Here is a 16,412-nt window from a genome sequence, read left to right as displayed (position 1 = left end):
GATGGAGAATTTTCTTCTATCCCTGATGGTCAACGGTAGGGAGTACAGTCTTGCTGTACCCGTGGAGGCTACGCTCCTCCATGTATTGCGGGAACAGCTGCATTTGACAGGGACCAAAAACGGTTGCGGTAAGGGGTATTGTGGAGCCTGCACCGTGATTATGGGGGGTAAGGCCATTAAAGCTTGCCGTACCCTGGCGCTGAAGGCATCGGGACAAGAGGTCGTGACCATCGAGGGACTTGGTACCAACGGGCAGCTGGATCCCCTGCAAGAGGCATTCATTGAACACAGTGCCGTGCAATGCGGCTATTGTACACCAGGGATGATAATGGCGGCAAAGGCTTTACTAGACGCCCAACCCCATCCCTCCGAAGAGCAGATACGAAAGGCCCTGGCTGGAAACCTTTGCCGTTGTACCGGTTACCAGCGGATTGTGCGCGCCATTCAAGAGGCAGCTGAAACGATGACTGGTCATCGTCCTCGTTCGACCACTGTTGAACTGAAGACATCGACTCTGGTGGGAGCATCGATCCTGCGTAGCGATGCCAAAGACAAGGTGACCGGAAGGGCTATTTACGCCGCTGACCTGTTCTTCCCCAATATGCTCTATGGTCAAGCCTTAAGAGCACAACTGCCCCACGCTGAGATTATCCGTATCGATACCTCCAAGGCACGGGCGATGGCCGGTGTAGAGGCCGTCTTGACTGCGGAAGATGTGCCTGGAGAAAACAGCTTTGGTATCATCTTCTCTGACCAACCAGTCCTTTGTCGGGACAGGGTGAGATATATGGGCGATGCCGTAGCCCTGGTGGCGGCTATCTCTCCCGAAGTCGCCTCTCGAGCCTGCCAGGAGATCGTGGTGGAATACCGCGAGCTTCCCGCTGTTTTTTCAGCGCAGGAGGCCTTAGCCCCGGATGCCCCGCAGATTCACGCCGAGGGCAATATAGCCAATCGGATAACCATCGATAAAGGGGATATTGAGCGAGGCTTCTGCATGGCCGACGTAGTCATAGAGAATACCTATGATACCCCCTTCGCTGAGCACGCCTTCCTTGAGCCAGAGGCGGGGATGGCTGTTCCTGACAATGACGGGGGGGTTACCGTCTACGTCGGGTCGCAGGATCCATTTGGCGATAGGAGACAGGTTGCCCAAGCCCTGGGCCTGTCTGAGGAGAAGGTGCGCATAGTACATACGGTTACCGGTGGCGCCTTTGGAGGTAAGGATGACATCTCGTTGCAGATTCATGTGGCCCTGCTGGCGCTCAAGACCGGTCGGCCAGCCAAGATGGTCTTCTCCCGCGAAGAATCGATGATCGTTCATCCGAAGAAACACCCCTTCCTTATGCGCTATAAAACGGGGGCTACTAGAGATGGACTTTTAACCGCTGTGGAGGCGCAGATAATTAGCGACAAAGGGGCTTATGCTTCGCTGAGCCTGCCGACAATCAGGAATGCGGCTGTGCATGCTATCGGTCCCTATGCCGTTCCTAACGTGCGTGTGGAGGCCATAGGTGTATTCACGAACAATCCGCCGGCTGGAGCTATGCGCGGCTTTGGAGTGCCACAGGTCGCCTTCGCTCACGAATTGCAGATGGATGCCCTGGCCCATAAGTTGGGCATCGACCCCCTCGAACTCCGCTTGAAAAACGCTCTCAAAGTCGGCTCTGTAACCGCCAGCGGCGAGGTATTACAGCATAGCGTTGGGTTGACAGAGACTATCCGACGAGCAGCTGAAGAATTAAAGAAGATGCCAAGAGAATCTGGTATTGGCGTGGGGGTTGCCTGTGCCTTCAAAAATGTGGGGTTTGGTCATGGGAGAGACGAGCCAGCTGGGGCAGAGATCGTCCTGGGAGAGGATGGCCAGCTCTTCGTTCACATAGGTGCCTCCGAGCTTGGCCAGGGCATAAACACAGTACTTCAGCAAATGGTCGCTCAGGAGCTGGGGATCGCTTTAGAACGGGTGCAAGTCTACAGTGGTGATACAGCTATGGCCCCCTCATGTGGAGCCACGACCGCTTCACGGCAAACCTTCATCATTGGAAATGCCACTCTCCTAGCAGCCCAACAGGCCAGGATGCGCTTACTCGGGCTGGCCGAACACAAGTTGAAGGTCAAGAAAGAGGAGCTGGTATTCAAGAATGGACATATAGTTGCCCGCGCTGATCCCCAGAAATCCCTTTCCGTCAACGACGTTCTGACCGTCGCCCACGAACAGGGGCTTCAGGTACTTGGCTCAAGCAGGTATTATCCACCCCCCACCACCCCATTGAGTCCAGAGACCGTGCGCTCCGAAACAGCCGTAACCTATTTGTCCTATGGCTTTGCCACGCAGATTGCTATCGTACGAGTGGATCAAAACACGGGACAGGTGCAGGTTCTAGCCATCATCGCGGCCCACGATGTTGGCAAGGCCATCAACCCCCTTCTGGTGAAATCGCAGATCGAGGGCGGTTGCACGATGGGTGTGGGTTATGCCCTTTTGGAGGAGATGGTCATTGAAAGGGGCATCACAAAGACGCTGAACTTCAATAAGTATCGTATCCCTACCTTCCAGATGGCCCCGAAGGTGCTGCCGATCATTGTGGAAGACGAAGAACCACATGGTCCTTTTGGGGCGAAGGGGGTTGGAGAGATAAGCACCGTACCTACGGCCGCAGCCATCGTCAACGCCATCTATGATGCCACAGGGGTAAGGATAACCAGTCTACCAGCCACGCCGCAGAAGATCCGCCGGGCCTTACTGGATCGACAAGAGAGTGTCGAAGAGTGGGGGTTGGGGGTACCGAGCAGTAGCAGACCCGCTTATCCTGGTCAGGGAGGAAACTAAGTGCGAGCAGGTGTGCTCATTCTTGGTCGTCATCCAGCTGAACGATTGGTCAAGATGGTCAAATTGAGTGAGGCATGCGGCTACGACTTTTTCTGGTACGCCGACCAACGATTCTTTCGCGAGGTGTATGCCAGCCTGGCGCTTTGCGCGGTGCATTCGATGCGAATCGTGCTCGGCCCTTGTGTGACTGATCCCTACTCCAGGCACCCGGCTATGACCGCCGCAGCCATAGCCACAGTAGATGAAATCTCCGGCGGGCGGGCCGTCTTGGGCATCGGCGCTGGATATTCTGGTTTCGCGGAGATGGGTCTTCAACGTGAGAAGCCGGCCTTGGCCATAAGAGAGGCGATAGCCTTGATTCGTCTTCTTCTGGCTGGGGGAAAGGTCGATTTTCAAGGCAAAGCGACCAGCTTCAGTGGCAAACTGGACTTCCCCACGCGGCCCGATATCCCCATCTACATTGCCAGTAATAGCCCGAAGACCTTAGAGTTGGCCGGGGAGGTGGCTGACGGGGTGATCATCTCCTCCTGTGTCTCAGAACGGGTTATTAAACCAGCCCAGGAACTGGTAGCCAACGGCGCTCGTCGGCGGGGCAGGGACCCCAGAGAGATCGAGTTTGTGGCCAGGATCGATACTTGTGTTTGTCCTGACTCGCGCCTGGCCAAGGCAGCGGTGAAGCCAAGGATCGCCCGGCAGCTTATGTCCGACTATCCTCACTTCAACTTTATGGCCCCTCTCGGCCTGGAGGTACCGCTGGCACTAAGGCAAAAGATAGCCGAGATTGGCTACAGCCACGACCCCGCCCTGGTCTCCGCGGTGGCAGACCTGGTGCCGGATGAATTCGTGGATCATCTTTCTCTGGCCGGAAACGCTGTCGAGGTGGCTGAGAAGGTGAACGAGATGCTCTGCTTGGGGGTGGATCAAATCACGATCTATCCGATGCCTGCCGTTGAGGATGATTTAGAAGAGACTATCAGATCTTTTGCTGAAGAGGTCCGGCCACGAGTGCACATACTGCAAGCCTCGGCTATCCTTTAGGGAGAGTTGTTGATCCTATGATTGATCAGGATACCGTCTCCATATTGATAAATAACGATTGGTGTAAACGCTGCGGGATCTGTGTCGCTATCTGTCCAAGAGGCGTATTTGTGGCCGCCACGGATGGATTACCTCTGGTGAAACAGCCGGAGGCCTGCACCAAATGCCAGCTCTGCGAGCTCATCTGTCCGGACTTCGCCATCCAGATAGCCAGTTAGCCATACGTATGGGTATATTGGAGTGAAGAAGATACAGTTGCTATCAGGCAATGAAGCCTGTGTGGAGGGAGCCCTCGCCGCCGGCGTCCGCTTTTTCGCCGGCTATCCGATAACCCCCTCTTCAGAGATAGCGGAGCTGATGGCCAAACGTCTCCCTGAGGTAGACGGCAAGTTTATCCAGATGGAGGACGAGATCGCCAGTTTGGCGGCCGTTATCGGTGCCTCTCTGGCCGGTCTGAAGGCGATGGATGCCACCAGTGGGCCGGGCTTCTCCCTGAAGGCGGAGAACCTGGGGCTGGCTATCATGATGGAGGTGCCCTGCGTCATCGTCAACGTCCAACGGGTGGGACCCAGCACGGGTATGGCCACCTCACCGGCCCAGGGAGACGTGATGATGTCCCGCTGGGGTACGCATGGTGATCATCCAATTATCGTTCTATCGCCCTGGTCGGTCAGGGAGACCTTCGACCTCACCGTCAGGGCAGTCAACCTTTCAGAGAGATTCCGCACCCCGGTCATCCTTCTTTCTGATGCCATCATCGCCCGTATGCGCGAGGATATCGAACTACCTGGTGAGGTAGAAATAGTCGACCGACCGCGGCCGACCGTACTGCCCGCCGCATACAGACCGTATGCCGCCATTCCCTCTGATGTTCCTCCGATGGCCGATTTCGGCAGCGGCTATCACTGGTATGCCAACAGCAGCATGCATGATGAGAATGGCTTCGAGGCGACGGGTGATCCGCAGGCGGCCAGGGCCCTGATTAGCCGTCTTCATGCCAAAATAGAGCGTCATCGGGAGGAGATCGTCCACACAGTTGAGGAGATGATGGATGACGCCGAGATAGCGCTCTTTGCTTATGGCTGTGTGGCCCGTTCGGCCAGAGCGGCCATGAGAATAGCCAGGACTATGGGACTCCAAGTGGGGCTGATCAGGGGGGTAACCCTCTGGCCCTTCCCTGAAGAAGAGGTACGGGCGGCTGCTGAAAGAGTACGAGCGATCGTCGTACCGGAGATGAACGCGGGACAGCTGGTAGAGAAGGTGCGTGAGGCAGCCGGAGGGAGAACAAAGGTTATCTCCTTGCCCCGTTACGATGGAGTGTTAATTACGCCGGAACAAATCCTGGAGGTCTTAAAGCGGGTATTGACTGATGACCCCCCGCTCAATTGGAGAGGTGGATAGTGGCATCGGTTGCCTCCACATCCGTCCTATTAGAAAAGTATATTCGCCAGGGGAGCTGGCCCACCATTTGGTGTTCCGGCTGCGGCATCGGCACGGTAATGGGTGCCCTCCTGCGGGCCATCGAGCGCTTGCAGTTGAACCAGGATGAAATCGTGATTGGCACCGGCATTGGCTGCTCCGGCTTCATTTATAACTATCTCAACTTCGATGCCTTTCACGGCACACATGGGCGCGCCCTGGCCATCGCTACGGGCATCAAGATCGCCAATCCCAATCTGACGGTGATCGTACCTATGGGCGACGGCGACTGTGCGGCCATCGGCGGTAATCATTTCATTCATGCGGCACGACGTAACATTGATCTCACGGCGATCATCATCAACAATGAAATATACGGTATGACTGGTGGACAGTACTCACCGTTGACCCCTAGAGCACGCCTCGCTACCACCGCTCCTAAAGGGCATCTTGAGCGTCCCTTTGATCTCTGCGAACTGGCCAAGGCGGCCGGGGCCACCTATGTAGCCAGGGGTACGGCCTATTATGTGCACCAACTGATCGACCTGCTCAGCGAAGCTATCGCTCATAAAGGGTTCTCTGTGGTTGAAGTGATCGCCCAATGTCCGGTTCAATTCGGACGGAGGAATGAGATGCCTACAGCCATTGAAATGTTGCGCTGGCAACGGAAACATACCGTACAGGCGCAGCGTGCGGCCCAGTTGAGTCTAGAAGAGCTGGGCGATAAGCGGGTGATTGGACGAATGGTCAAGATAGATGCTCCTGAGTGGACTGAGGAGTATGCTAAGGTGATTGAGGCGGCGAGGGATGATAGGGCAGATGGCTAGCCGGTATGAAGTGCAGCTGGTGGGCATCGGCGGACAGGGGTTAGCGATGAGTGGGCTCATCCTGGCCGAAGCAGCCATTCATGAAGGTAAGCACGTCATCCAGACAGAGGTGCACGGTGTCTCCTCGCGCGGCGGGCCGAGCCGGGCCGAGGTGATAATCAGCGATGAGGAGATCGACTACCCCGCTGTAAGCCGCCCTGACGTGTTATTAGCCCTGACCCAGCGGGAGTGCAATCGTTATGTTTCAAACTTGAAGGAGGGCGGCGTTTTGATTGTTGATTCTACTAATGTCCGAAACGTAGCGGAGATAAATGGCCTGGTGTATGCTCTCCCCTTGACCGCGCTGGCCAGGGATAGGCTTGGCCAACCGATGGTGGCCAATATGGTTGCATTGGGAGTGATCGCCAGTCTGACGTGGATTGTTTCCCTCCAGGCATTGGAAAAGGCGATCCGCTCCAGAGTGCCTTCCGCAGCGCAAGAGATCAACATCCAGGCATTGCACGTGGGCTTCCAGGTGGGGGAGGATGTGCGGGGAGAGCTAAGCAACTTTGAAGCATAGAGGACATGTGCGGCGTTAAGAGGGCCCTGCCCCAGGCCATATCCTTGCTCTCCCGCAGAATGGGGGAGTGTAGAGGGACGAAACCCTTCTGTTGGCCTGCTATACATATATATGTGGAGGGTAATCAATGGACTTCGAGCTGACTGAGGAACAAAAACTGGTACGGGATATGGTTCGTGATTTTGCTCAGAAAGAGATCGCCCCAAAGGCCCAGGAGAACGACGAGAAGGGCTACTTTGACCGAAGCATCGTAGACAAGATGGCTGAGTTGGGATTGCTGGGCGGACCCATACCGGAGAAATATGGCGGTGGGGGCTTGGACTATATCAGCCTGGCCCTCACCTGCGAGGAAATCGAGCGTGTGGAAACCGCCTTCCGTGTCGTGCTCAGCGTCCACGTCGGACTGAACAGCCTGACCCTGCTCCAGTGGGCGAACGAGGAGCAGAAGCAGAAGTACCTTCTGCCCCAAGCCAGGGGCGAAAAGCTGGCCACCTTTGGGCTCACCGAGCCGGGCTGTGGATCGGATGCCGCCAATATTGAGACGACGGCTGTGCGGGATGGTGACTATTATATCCTGAATGGAACCAAGATGTGGATCTCCCTGGCTGATGTGGCCGATAACTTCCTGATTTTTGCCACCATTGATCGGCAAAAGAAGCACAAGGGGATCTGCGCTTTCATCGTGGAGCGCAGTTTCCCTGGAGTTTCCAATGCCCCCATTCATGGGAAGCTTGGCGTGCGCGCCGGAGATACAGGCGAAATCATCCTCCAGGATTGCCGTGTCCCCAAGGAGAATCTGTTGGGACAGGAGGGAGAGGGTTTCACTATCGCTATGTCGGCCATCGATCAGGGACGCTTCACTGTAGCTGCCGGGGCGGTTGGTCTGGCCCAGGCCTGTATCGATGCCTGTGTGAAGTATGCCAACGAGCGCTATGCCTTCGGACAGCCCATCGGTAAGTTCCAGCTCGTGCAGCAGATGATCGCCAATATGGTAGCTGGCACTGAAGCGGCGCGCTTACTGGTCTACCGCGCTGGCTATCTAAAGAATAAGGGGATACGTAATACACGAGAAACATCGTTGGCCAAGTGGTACGCCTGTGATGTAGCCATGCAAGCCGCGGAGGATGCGGTGCAGATTTTCGGGGCCTACGGCTATTCGAACGAATATCCCGTTGAGCGTTATTTCCGGAACGCCAAGGGAGCTGTGATCTACGAGGGTACAGCTCAGATTCACACCCTGATGCAGGCCGAGTATGCCCTCGGCTATCGCAAGGATAAGCCGCTGCACTGTCCGCAACCGAAGGCTCAAGGATACTAGCCCTGTGAGATGTCGTAGCCATGAACTGGAACACCAATTTTAAGCGAAAAAGGAGCGGTGGATGATGCCAATAATTAAGACGAAGCATTTCAGATCGTCGGCTTGGCTAAGCGTGTTATCCCTGGTGGTGTTGCTCTTTGTCTCAGGCTGCACTGTGGTAGGAGCGCCAGCGAAAAAGGAGGAGGTTACCTTCCGTCTGGGTTGGAAGATCAAGGGCGAATATGCCCCCTTCTTCGTAGCCCTGGAAAAGGGCTATTATGACGCTAATGGGCTTTCCGTATCTATTCTCGAAGGGCAGGGCTCAGCGAGCACGGTTCAGCTTGTCAGTAACCTTTCGGACACCTTTGGCTACTCTGACATCTCTACAGTGGCCAGGTCCGTAGGGCTTGGGGTTCCTATTAAGGTGATAGCATGTACACTGCCTAAAAGTCCCGCGGTCATAATCTCTTATCCCGCAGCGGGCATAAAGGAACCTAAGGACCTGGAAGGGAAAACGCTTGCCCAGACGCCTGGTGATGCCGTGAGCCAAATCTTCCCGGCCTTCGTTGCAGCCACCGGGATCGATAGCAACAAGGTCAATCAAGTCTCTTTGGAAGCGGCAGCTAAGTCCCAAGCATTTCTCCAAAAGAAGGTTGACGCTATCACGGCCTATTCGAATAACCAACTTCCCGCCCTGGAGGATACTTTGGGCATCAGATTGAACGCGATGATGTTCGCGGATTATGGTATTAACCTGTTGGGGAGTGGTATAATTGCCCACAACAAGACGATTGAGGAGAAGCCAGAGCTGGCGCGCCGCTTTGTGCAAGCCACTATTAAAGGGTGGGAGTATGCGGTACAGCATCCGGCAGAGGCGGCCGAGATTTTGGAGAAGCGCTTTCCTCAGCAGAAAAAAGAGGTAGTATTGAAGCAACTGGCCCCAACTTTCCAGTTGATTCGTACTAAAGCCACCGAAGGGAAGCCGATTGGCTGGCAATCTGAGCAGGATTGGAAACAGACCCTGGACTTGTTAGAGAAATACGGAGGGATGCAGAAGAGGCTAGAGCTGAATGCCTATTATACTAACCAGTTCTTGCCTAAGTAGTGGTCAGATCCACCGAGAGTAGCGGAGAGCGGGAGTTCCAAGGGGGGCGCAGCTTGGTAAGGGTGCCCCAAACCTCCGCCGGGCGACCTTGAACCCCCTGCAGGCCTGCCCGCCGCAGGTGGGGGTTTGGGGGTAGATGTCTATAAGATGAAGTTGAACATTAGGAAGGGCCAGGGGGCTGCCTGTAATGTGCTGCTCACCCGGATCATACTTATTTGGCTATTGTTGTTGGGCGGCTGTGGTCCACAGCCGCCCAACAACACACCTGAAGCGACCAACGAGAAAAACGCCCCCATCGTCTCACCTGTCCACGTAACAGTCCCAACGCCGACTATTGCTATACCCCCGCCGACTGGTGCTGTGGGCACCTCGGCCTTCCCGACACCTACCTTGACCGCTATCTCCAGCGCACCAAAAGAAACTCCAACGAACATCTCTGTTCCATCCCCAGCGAACACCGTCGCTCCAACCAAACCAACGAATACACCCTTCGCTGCGCCACCACCAGCCAAGGCATCAACAGATATAGGCTCCCCATCCCCTACGCCTCTATCCCCAAGCCCCTTCCCTCCCACTAGAAGGGTGAGTGGACAACGATTGATCTGCCTCGACCCTGGTCACGGCAGCCCTCGCTATCCAGGGGCCGTGCACCGGGATAGCACGGGCAAGGCGGATCTGGTAGAGAAGGACCTGAACCTCAGGGTCGCCCAACATCTGGCCAGCCTTTTGCGCGCCAAGGGATTTGCCGTAGTCCTCACCAGGGAGGGAGATTATACCCTTACCGGTTTTACGGGTGATAACCTAGTGGAAATGATAAAGCGGGAGATTCAGGCCCGGGTGGACGTGGCCAACAACGCTGGAGCGGATTTAATCATCTCCATCCATTTCAATGGACACGATGACCCCACTTTGAGAGGCACGGAGACGTACTATTGCAAAGACCGCCCCTTTGGGGATAAGAACAAAAAGCTGGCTGAATTGATTCAAGGGGCGATGGTAGGCAGCCTAAAGCGCGCTGGCGTTCAGGTCATCGACCGGGGGATCAGACAAGATACCATAATCGGTAGGCGTTTCGGTTACAAGCACGCCTTTATGTTGGGTGCCAACCCTGGGTTCGAACGACCGAGCCAGATGCCTGGGGTCATCGGTGAACCGCTCTTCGTCAGTAACGACTATGAGGCCTCACTGCTAAAGCAAGAGCGCATCCTTCAGGCGGTGGCTGAGGGCTACCTTGAGGGCATAATCAGGTACTTTGACTGGGCTGCTAAATAGAAGGATAGGGGCGTGTTTCGACACCACCTCACAGGATTGCGGCTGGATACAATTTGAACCCCTTCTCTCGTGGGGAGGTCAAGGGGTATATAGGGGCGTGGCAAGCACGCCCCCTACAGGGTTCCGGGGCTTTGCCCTAGTTTTACTTCTCCTCGGGGAGGTCAAGGAGGGAGCACCCTCCGCCCTAGAACCCAATTTCCCCCCTCTCCCGCTTTGGGGAGAGGGGGATTAAGGGGGTGAGGGCGACGACCACAATAATGGATATCAACGGCTCCACAGGCTCAGGAAGCGGCACCATCGTGCGCTACGCCATCGCCCTGTGTTCGCTGGTCGGCACCAGGCTCCACCTGACGAATATAAGAGCCGCCAGGCCCAAGCCGGGGCTACAACACCAGCATCTAAAGGTGGTAGAGGCGTGCTCCAGAATGAGCACTGCCAGAGTTGCAGGGGTAAGCCTTGGCTCGCCTGAGCTAACTTACGAGCCCGGAGGCGAGATTCGGGGAGGTTACTATGAATGGGATATAGGCACGGCCGGTTCAACGTCGATGCTGGCCATGACCATCTTACTCCTGGCTTGCTTTGCTGACAAAGAAACGACCTGCCGTATTTCCGGTGGACTCTTCCAGGATTTTGCCCCTTCCGCCCATCATATGCAGCATGTGCTGTTCCCCACCCTCAGAAAGATGGGCATTTGTGCCGATTTGAAGATTGTTCGACCCGGCTACGTCCCCAGAGGGGCAGGGATCATCGAGATAACAGCTAAACCATTGGAAACGGCCCTAAAGCCGTTGATCTTACCTGAACAGGGTCAGGTGAAGTGCATCAGGGGAATCGCCCTCTCCTCTCACCTCCGAGAAAGAAAGGTCAGCGAACGAATGGCCCAGGAATGCCAGAAGGTCCTGAGAGCAAGGGGCTATAAGGTGGAGATAGAGGGGGTTTGGGACGAGACTTCGCTTCAGGAAGGAGCCAGCCTGGCTGTTTGGGCCGAGACTGATAGCGGCTGCCTCATTGGGTCCGATAGGGCCGGAAAGCGAGGTAGAAGCTCGGAGGAGATCGGCAGGTACGTGGCTGAAAGCCTTCTTGAGGACATCGCTAGCGGGGCCACGGTTGATAGGTACTCGGCCGACCAGCTCCTGATCTACGCTGCCCTGGCTGATGGGGTCAGTGAATATCTAGTACCCAGAATAACGGACCATGTCAGCACTAGCCTTTGGTTGATCGAGCAATTCGGGGCCGAGGTAGAGCGCCTCGGTCATCAGATTAAGGTGCGTGGCATCGGACTCACGCCCACCCAGTTTGCTTGACCAGACATCTTCTTTATTTTTGATATTCTGTGACGTCGATCCCCAAGTCTTTCGGACCAAAGGCCAGGGGCAATAACTCATTTATGGAAGTGAGGACGATCTTATCCTTCTTAGTTGTAGAGAGAATCGTCTCCAGATCACGCCCAGAGACCTGGGCAAATTCGTACAACATCTGCCTACAGCTTCCGCAGGGCGAGGTAACTTCTTGCGTAGCCAAATCAACCGGCGAACCAAATTTGCTTCCCCTGGCGATGATAGCCACTGCCTTAAACATCCTATGTCCCATCGCGTTGGCCCGGCAGATGGCCGCCCTCTCAGCGCAGATGCTAGCCATGCCCGTGTTTTCAACATTTGCGGCAGCGATGATCTGATCGTCCTGAGTTAGCAATGCGGCGCCCACAGAGAAATGAGAATAGGGGTTATAAGCATTTTCCGTAGCCTTCTCTGCCGCGTCCAACAATCGTTTTTGGGTTTCGTTCAGTGCGTTGTAAGTGGTAGTCTTCACGGTGAAATTCCTCCTTGATTTGATCAGCCTCTGAGGCTGGTAGATGGGTTCTTTCCCGGGCACCATTCTTTGAACTTCCCAGCCATCGTTACCGGGTCCCAGACTGAGAATATCGTTGAAATGGGATTACAGTTCAGTCCTCGACCATGGCGATAGCAATGTGTAGTACATTGGCGAAAGGGATTCTTAAGTTTCGGATTTGCCGTCAATATGATACGCGACTGTAAAACAGATTGCAACAATCGAAATCGACGAGGGATGCAGAAGGAGAGGTCACCAGCCCTCGGAGAAGTCCTTTATTATGATGGGCAGGTACGTTTTATAACCCCAGCTACTCTGAGTGGAGCTGACGCTCTTGATCCCCTCCAGGTTCCCGGCCTCATCGGTAGACCTGAAGAGAACGGGCTGGTCGGTGTTGACTGAAAAGGGAAGGAAGTAGGTGCGCCAGGTGGCACCGTTGTCCAGGCTGTAACGCGTTCCCCTCCCCGGGGCCACGCCGGACAGGTTGTCGGCGGCCTGTAGGGTTATGATATAGGGTAGGGTATAGGAGCCATTGGGGCGTTGTGTGCCACTGCGCAGGGCCGAGGTGACAGGCGGCATCTTATCGATGCGTACCACAATGCTTAGCCCTGGCTCCTCCACGTTTCCCACGCTATCCTTAGACCTGGCCTTGATCACGGTCACCCCCTCAGCGGTCACGTTCAGGGGGGAAACCGAGGGCGAAGCCTGGGTGTAGGTGATCCAGGTGGTACCTCCGTCCAGGCTATACTCGGTGCTAGAGACGGGGTAGACATTGGCGATGGGGGTTAGGGAAATGGCCACATTGGAGGTGTACCAACCGCTACTACCTAGGCTACCGCTGAGCGAGGCGCTGGTGATGGGAGGCCTAACCGTGCGAGGCACTACTTGCCCTCCGGAGTAGGAATCGAAGAGGTAGCGATAGGTCTGGCCTCTGGTGGCCTGCCCTGACCAGGAGGTGCCAGAGAGGTGCTCACCCGCCGAGGCCAGGGACTGGACAGTAATGGTATAGGCCCCGGTGCTGGTGCCGGTGGCCTCCACCCTCACGGATCCCTGGCCAGGGTGAGGCATCCTCACCACCTCTGGATGAGCGGTGCGCCCGGAGTAGGTGGCCTCTGGCACCTGATTCACCTCCTGGCCGAGGGAGACATTGTAGCCCACCTGGCGGCCCTGAGGGTCGGTCACCAGCAGGTCCACTGGCGAGTAGGCGCTCACCTGGAGCGTGGTGGCGGTGAGCACCGCGGTGGGCAGGAGCAGCGATACCAGGTCGGTGATGGCCAGGGTGGCAGCTACCGACTCAGGGATAGCATCCCCGGCCCTGTCCCGGTACTCGTTGGCCATAGCCGCCCAGGTTGGCTTGTTCTCCTTGGCACTGTGGTAGCCAAACTGGTTCATCAGCCAGTCAGGGGAGGGGTTCTGCTCGATGATGTTGAGCATCTCCACGCAGATGGTGTAGAACTCGGCGGCGGATGTGGCCCGCAGACGGTAGACGAGCGAGGGGAGGCTCAGCGCCTTGAGGTCGGGGGTGGGGCTGGAGAGGAGCGAGGCCACCGCCCACTTCCAGGAGCGCAGGAAGGCCCTTTCCACCCTTCCCTGGTCAGCCGCCTGGTAGCTATCGGCCCGCAAGTGGTCCCACCCGGTGAAGGAGGCGATGAAGAAGCCGATGTCCAGCCCGGTGAGCACCGCCCCCAGCAGCGGGTTGACCCTGCCCGCTGTATCCTTGAGCAGATCGCGCAGCACGTTCAGGATCTCTTCATTGATGGACCGGGCGAAGGTCTCGGCCAGGCGCTGCTGGAGAGCGTCTTCATCGAAGTTGACCAGGTCCCAGATGGCCCGATTCAGCTCAGCATTTCCGGTATCGTCCTGGGCGATGGAGATGAGGTAATCCCTGTGTTCGGCCACCACGCTGGCCTGCCAGTGGGCAGTGAAGGTGATGCGCATAGCCTCGGCGGTGACGCTCCGCCCGGCCATGGCCAGGTTGAGAGCTTTGAGCAACCCGGAGTTGACCTTGGCCGCCCGAGAGGAGAGCTGGCGGATGTAGCCCTCATCGGCCAGAGCGCTGCGCAGGCTCTCCACAGTCCCTCCGGCGCCCACCACCAGGTTCATGCGCTCAGTAGCATCCTCATATTCCCTGAGCCAGCCATCGGGGGGTGCGTTGGAAGCCATGGCAGTGGCGATGATGGCCTTGTAGACGTCCCGGGTCTCCGGGGGCTCAGCAGGAGGGTTGCCTGTCTGCTCGGCGATCCAGGCCAGGCCGTTGCCGAGCCAATTATCCCGCGACCTCTGCGACCATTCTAGATCACCATCCTGAATCCAGGAAGGGTAGGTAGCATAGGTGCTGGATATGTAGCGGTAGAAGCCCAGCCTCTGGGCCGAGACGAGGCGCTCCTGGTTCAACTCAGCATCGGTGACCAGGTAGTCACCCCCTCCCAGGGCATAGAGTCGGGTCAGGCTGGCCCCGAATTCTGTGGGCGCACTGGCGGGCCTCAGATAGGTCTGGCGAAGTCTCGCCTGGTTGGTGCTGCTGAGGGGGGCGCTCCAGACGGTATGGAGCCGGTACGGCATGCCATGCCAGGTAAACTCCTGCCAGAGATATTCGTTGGCGCCCGCGGTGAGGAAGGAGAAGGCATACTCCGAGAGGAGGGGGACGCCCTGGGTGCTCTTTAGAGCGGTGCTGAGCCTCACAGTGTAAGCGGTAAGGAGCTGGAGTGACTGGGTGGGGGTGATGGTAACCGTCTTGGTGGCGCTGTCATAGCCCAGGCTGGTGGCCACAGCGCCACCGGAGTAGAGGAGCTGCACATTGCTGGCCGTCAGGCTGCTTTGATCCAGGGCGTCGCTGAAGACGATGGAGATGGTGGTATTGGTGCCCACCCGGGTAGCCCCATTGGTTGGGCTCACCCGAGAGACGTAAAACTCACCTTTCAGGGCGAAGAGAGCGTGGTAGGTTGGGGCGTAGAGGGTGCCATCCGAGCCGATGGTCACTGAGCTATAGCTGAAGTAGCGGCTGTATGGGCTGGGAGGCACATAGTTCCACTTGAGGGAGCCGTCAGGATTGAGGGCGTAAAGGCCGTTGCCCTCGCTGCCGAGATAGATGGTGCCATCGGCCCCCACCGTTGGCTGGCTGTAGCGCACCCCGTATCCGATACTTGCCCTCCAGCGCTGCGTGCCGTCGGGGTAGACTGCATATAAGTGCATATAAGAAGGTAGAGGAGGGGATGTAGATGGTGCCATCGCTGGCCAGGGCCGGGGAGGAGTAGATGCTGGAAACGGTGACGAAGCGCCATCTAAGGGTGCCATCGCTTTTTATGGCGTAGAGATAGTTGTCATTTGCGCCGATGTAGATGGTGCCATCGGAACCGATGGCGGGAGAGCCGGTGATACTGGCGCCGATGGGGTAGCTCCACCTCTGGCTACCGTCAGGGCTCAGGGCGTAGAGGACGCCGCGGGCATCCCCGAAGTAGATGGTGCCGTCGCTGCCGACTGCCGGGGAGGACGATATGGCGCCGCCAGCAGCGAATTCCCAACGTAGCGTGCCACTGGGGTTAAGGGCGTACAGTTTGCCATCTCCAGCGCCAAAATAGACGGACCCATCGGCACTGATGGACGGAGAGGAGCGGACCCATGCGGGCACCCAAAAGCCCCATTTGTAGGTGCCATCCGGGTTGATGGCGTAGAGCATCCCGCTTGCTCGGTCAATCTGAGCGCCGATATAGATGGTGCCGTCTGCGGCCACCGCGGCCGATGATCTGACGTCAGCGTATACGCCTGCGCTGATATCGAAGGCCCACTTGGTGCCCCCGTCAGGCCTCACCGCCACCAGTTGGGCAGGGGTGGTTACCCCCACATAGATAGTGCCATCGGGGCCGAGGGTGGGCGAGGAGCTGAAGGGAGGGAGGGCATTGTAGTAACCGGCCACGTTCACCCATTTCAAGATTGGCACCGGGGAGCCGATATAGGGGCTGCGACCGGTGTGTTGGAGGTCGTGGCGGAACATGGGCCAAGGGGTGCTAGCTAGGCTTGACTCGAGTGCCCTGAGGGGCTCAGACGCGGGGGTGACCGTATAGGGCAAGAGGCCGCTGGAGAGCAAAATGGACAGGATTATCCCTACGGAAAGCCACCCCCTGCCTCTGGCCCTAAGCCTGCCCATGGCCTTCTCCGCAGGACAAACACCCTTAGCGCGATACTACCCGTCGGCTGACTTCCTGTCAGCCGGAAGTTCCCAAGTTCAACTCTTGATTGTT

The 16,412-nt window shown here is 57.0% G+C and carries 13 protein-coding genes; 10 read left to right on the top strand and 3 right to left on the bottom strand.

Annotated features, from left to right (window positions below; translation table 11 throughout):
• The first annotated feature begins 1 nt into the window (after position 1).
• The 10 genes from M1136_01395 (at position 2) to rtcA (ending at position 11,648) form a co-directional block, all read left to right on the top strand.
• Positions 2–2,827 carry a molybdopterin-dependent oxidoreductase gene (locus M1136_01395; GenBank protein MCL5074294.1) on the top strand — a complete coding sequence of 942 codons (2,826 nt, stop codon included), beginning with the start codon at positions 2–4 and terminating at the stop codon, positions 2,825–2,827.
• Positions 2,828–3,865, top strand: coding sequence for an LLM class flavin-dependent oxidoreductase (locus tag M1136_01390; GenBank protein ID MCL5074293.1), 1,038 nt, complete (start codon positions 2,828–2,830; stop codon positions 3,863–3,865).
• A gap of 17 nt (positions 3,866–3,882) precedes the next feature.
• On the top strand, positions 3,883–4,083 hold the full coding sequence (locus tag M1136_01385) for a 4Fe-4S binding protein (GenBank protein ID MCL5074292.1): 201 nt from the start codon (positions 3,883–3,885) through the stop codon (positions 4,081–4,083).
• 22 nt (positions 4,084–4,105) lie between these two features.
• Positions 4,106–5,266: a 2-oxoacid:acceptor oxidoreductase subunit alpha gene (locus M1136_01380; GenBank protein MCL5074291.1), complete on the top strand. Its 1,161-nt coding sequence runs from the start codon at positions 4,106–4,108 to the stop codon at positions 5,264–5,266.
• A complete protein-coding gene (locus M1136_01375; protein MCL5074290.1) occupies positions 5,266–6,111 on the top strand; it encodes a thiamine pyrophosphate-dependent enzyme in 846 nt (281 codons plus the stop codon). The genes M1136_01380 and M1136_01375 overlap by 1 nt, the downstream gene beginning before the upstream one ends.
• Entirely contained in the window at positions 6,092–6,670 is a 579-nt protein-coding gene (locus tag M1136_01370; protein ID MCL5074289.1) for a 2-oxoacid:acceptor oxidoreductase family protein, read from the top strand. The genes M1136_01375 and M1136_01370 overlap by 20 nt, the downstream gene beginning before the upstream one ends.
• Before the next feature lie 127 nt (positions 6,671–6,797).
• Positions 6,798–7,988, top strand: a complete 1,191-nt coding sequence (locus M1136_01365; GenBank protein ID MCL5074288.1) for an acyl-CoA dehydrogenase family protein — start codon at positions 6,798–6,800, stop codon at positions 7,986–7,988.
• A gap of 61 nt (positions 7,989–8,049) precedes the next feature.
• A complete protein-coding gene (locus tag M1136_01360) occupies positions 8,050–9,072 on the top strand; it encodes an ABC transporter substrate-binding protein (GenBank protein ID MCL5074287.1) in 1,023 nt (340 codons plus the stop codon).
• A 147-nt stretch (positions 9,073–9,219) separates the two neighbouring features.
• Positions 9,220–10,344, top strand: coding sequence for an N-acetylmuramoyl-L-alanine amidase (locus M1136_01355; GenBank protein MCL5074286.1), 1,125 nt, complete (start codon positions 9,220–9,222; stop codon positions 10,342–10,344).
• Positions 10,345–10,580: 236 nt separating this feature from the next.
• Complete coding sequence (gene rtcA, locus M1136_01350; GenBank protein MCL5074285.1) at positions 10,581–11,648, top strand: RNA 3'-terminal phosphate cyclase; 1,068 nt, start codon at positions 10,581–10,583, stop codon at positions 11,646–11,648.
• A 13-nt stretch (positions 11,649–11,661) separates the two neighbouring features.
• Here the strand turns inward: rtcA and M1136_01345 are convergent, their stop codons facing one another.
• The 3 genes from M1136_01345 to M1136_01335 form a co-directional block, all read right to left on the bottom strand.
• Positions 11,662–12,153 (bottom strand): cytidine deaminase, encoded by a 492-nt coding sequence (locus M1136_01345; GenBank protein ID MCL5074284.1) that lies wholly within the window; start codon positions 12,151–12,153, stop codon positions 11,662–11,664.
• A 273-nt stretch (positions 12,154–12,426) separates the two neighbouring features.
• Positions 12,427–15,303, bottom strand: a complete 2,877-nt coding sequence (locus tag M1136_01340) for an Ig-like domain-containing protein (GenBank protein MCL5074283.1) — start codon at positions 15,301–15,303, stop codon at positions 12,427–12,429.
• Positions 15,218–16,318, bottom strand: a complete 1,101-nt coding sequence (locus M1136_01335) for a PQQ-binding-like beta-propeller repeat protein (GenBank protein MCL5074282.1) — start codon at positions 16,316–16,318, stop codon at positions 15,218–15,220. The genes M1136_01340 and M1136_01335 overlap by 86 nt, the downstream gene beginning before the upstream one ends.
• Between the last annotated feature and the right edge of the window lie 94 nt (positions 16,319–16,412).

The organism is Chloroflexota bacterium, from assembly GCA_023475225.1.
Classification (GTDB): Bacteria; Chloroflexota; UBA6077; order FW602-bin22; family JAMCVK01; genus JAMCVK01.
This window is presented reverse-complemented; position numbering and strand designations above follow the sequence as displayed.

What these genes read in the sequence shown, in the direction of transcription:
- M1136_01395 (MCL5074294.1), top strand. Translation starts at nt 2, where the DNA reads ATGGAGAATTTTCTTCTATCCCTGATGGTCAACGGTAGGGAGTACAGT.
- M1136_01385 (MCL5074292.1), top strand. Translation starts at nt 3,883, where the DNA reads ATGATTGATCAGGATACCGTCTCCATATTGATAAATAACGATTGGTGT.
- M1136_01370 (MCL5074289.1), top strand. Translation starts at nt 6,092, where the DNA reads ATGATAGGGCAGATGGCTAGCCGGTATGAAGTGCAGCTGGTGGGCATC.
- M1136_01365 (MCL5074288.1), top strand. Translation starts at nt 6,798, where the DNA reads ATGGACTTCGAGCTGACTGAGGAACAAAAACTGGTACGGGATATGGTT.
- M1136_01360 (MCL5074287.1), top strand. Translation starts at nt 8,050, where the DNA reads ATGATGCCAATAATTAAGACGAAGCATTTCAGATCGTCGGCTTGGCTA.
- M1136_01355 (MCL5074286.1), top strand. Translation starts at nt 9,220, where the DNA reads ATGAAGTTGAACATTAGGAAGGGCCAGGGGGCTGCCTGTAATGTGCTG.
- M1136_01335 (MCL5074282.1), bottom strand. Translation starts at nt 16,318, where the DNA reads ATGGGCAGGCTTAGGGCCAGAGGCAGGGGGTGGCTTTCCGTAGGGATA.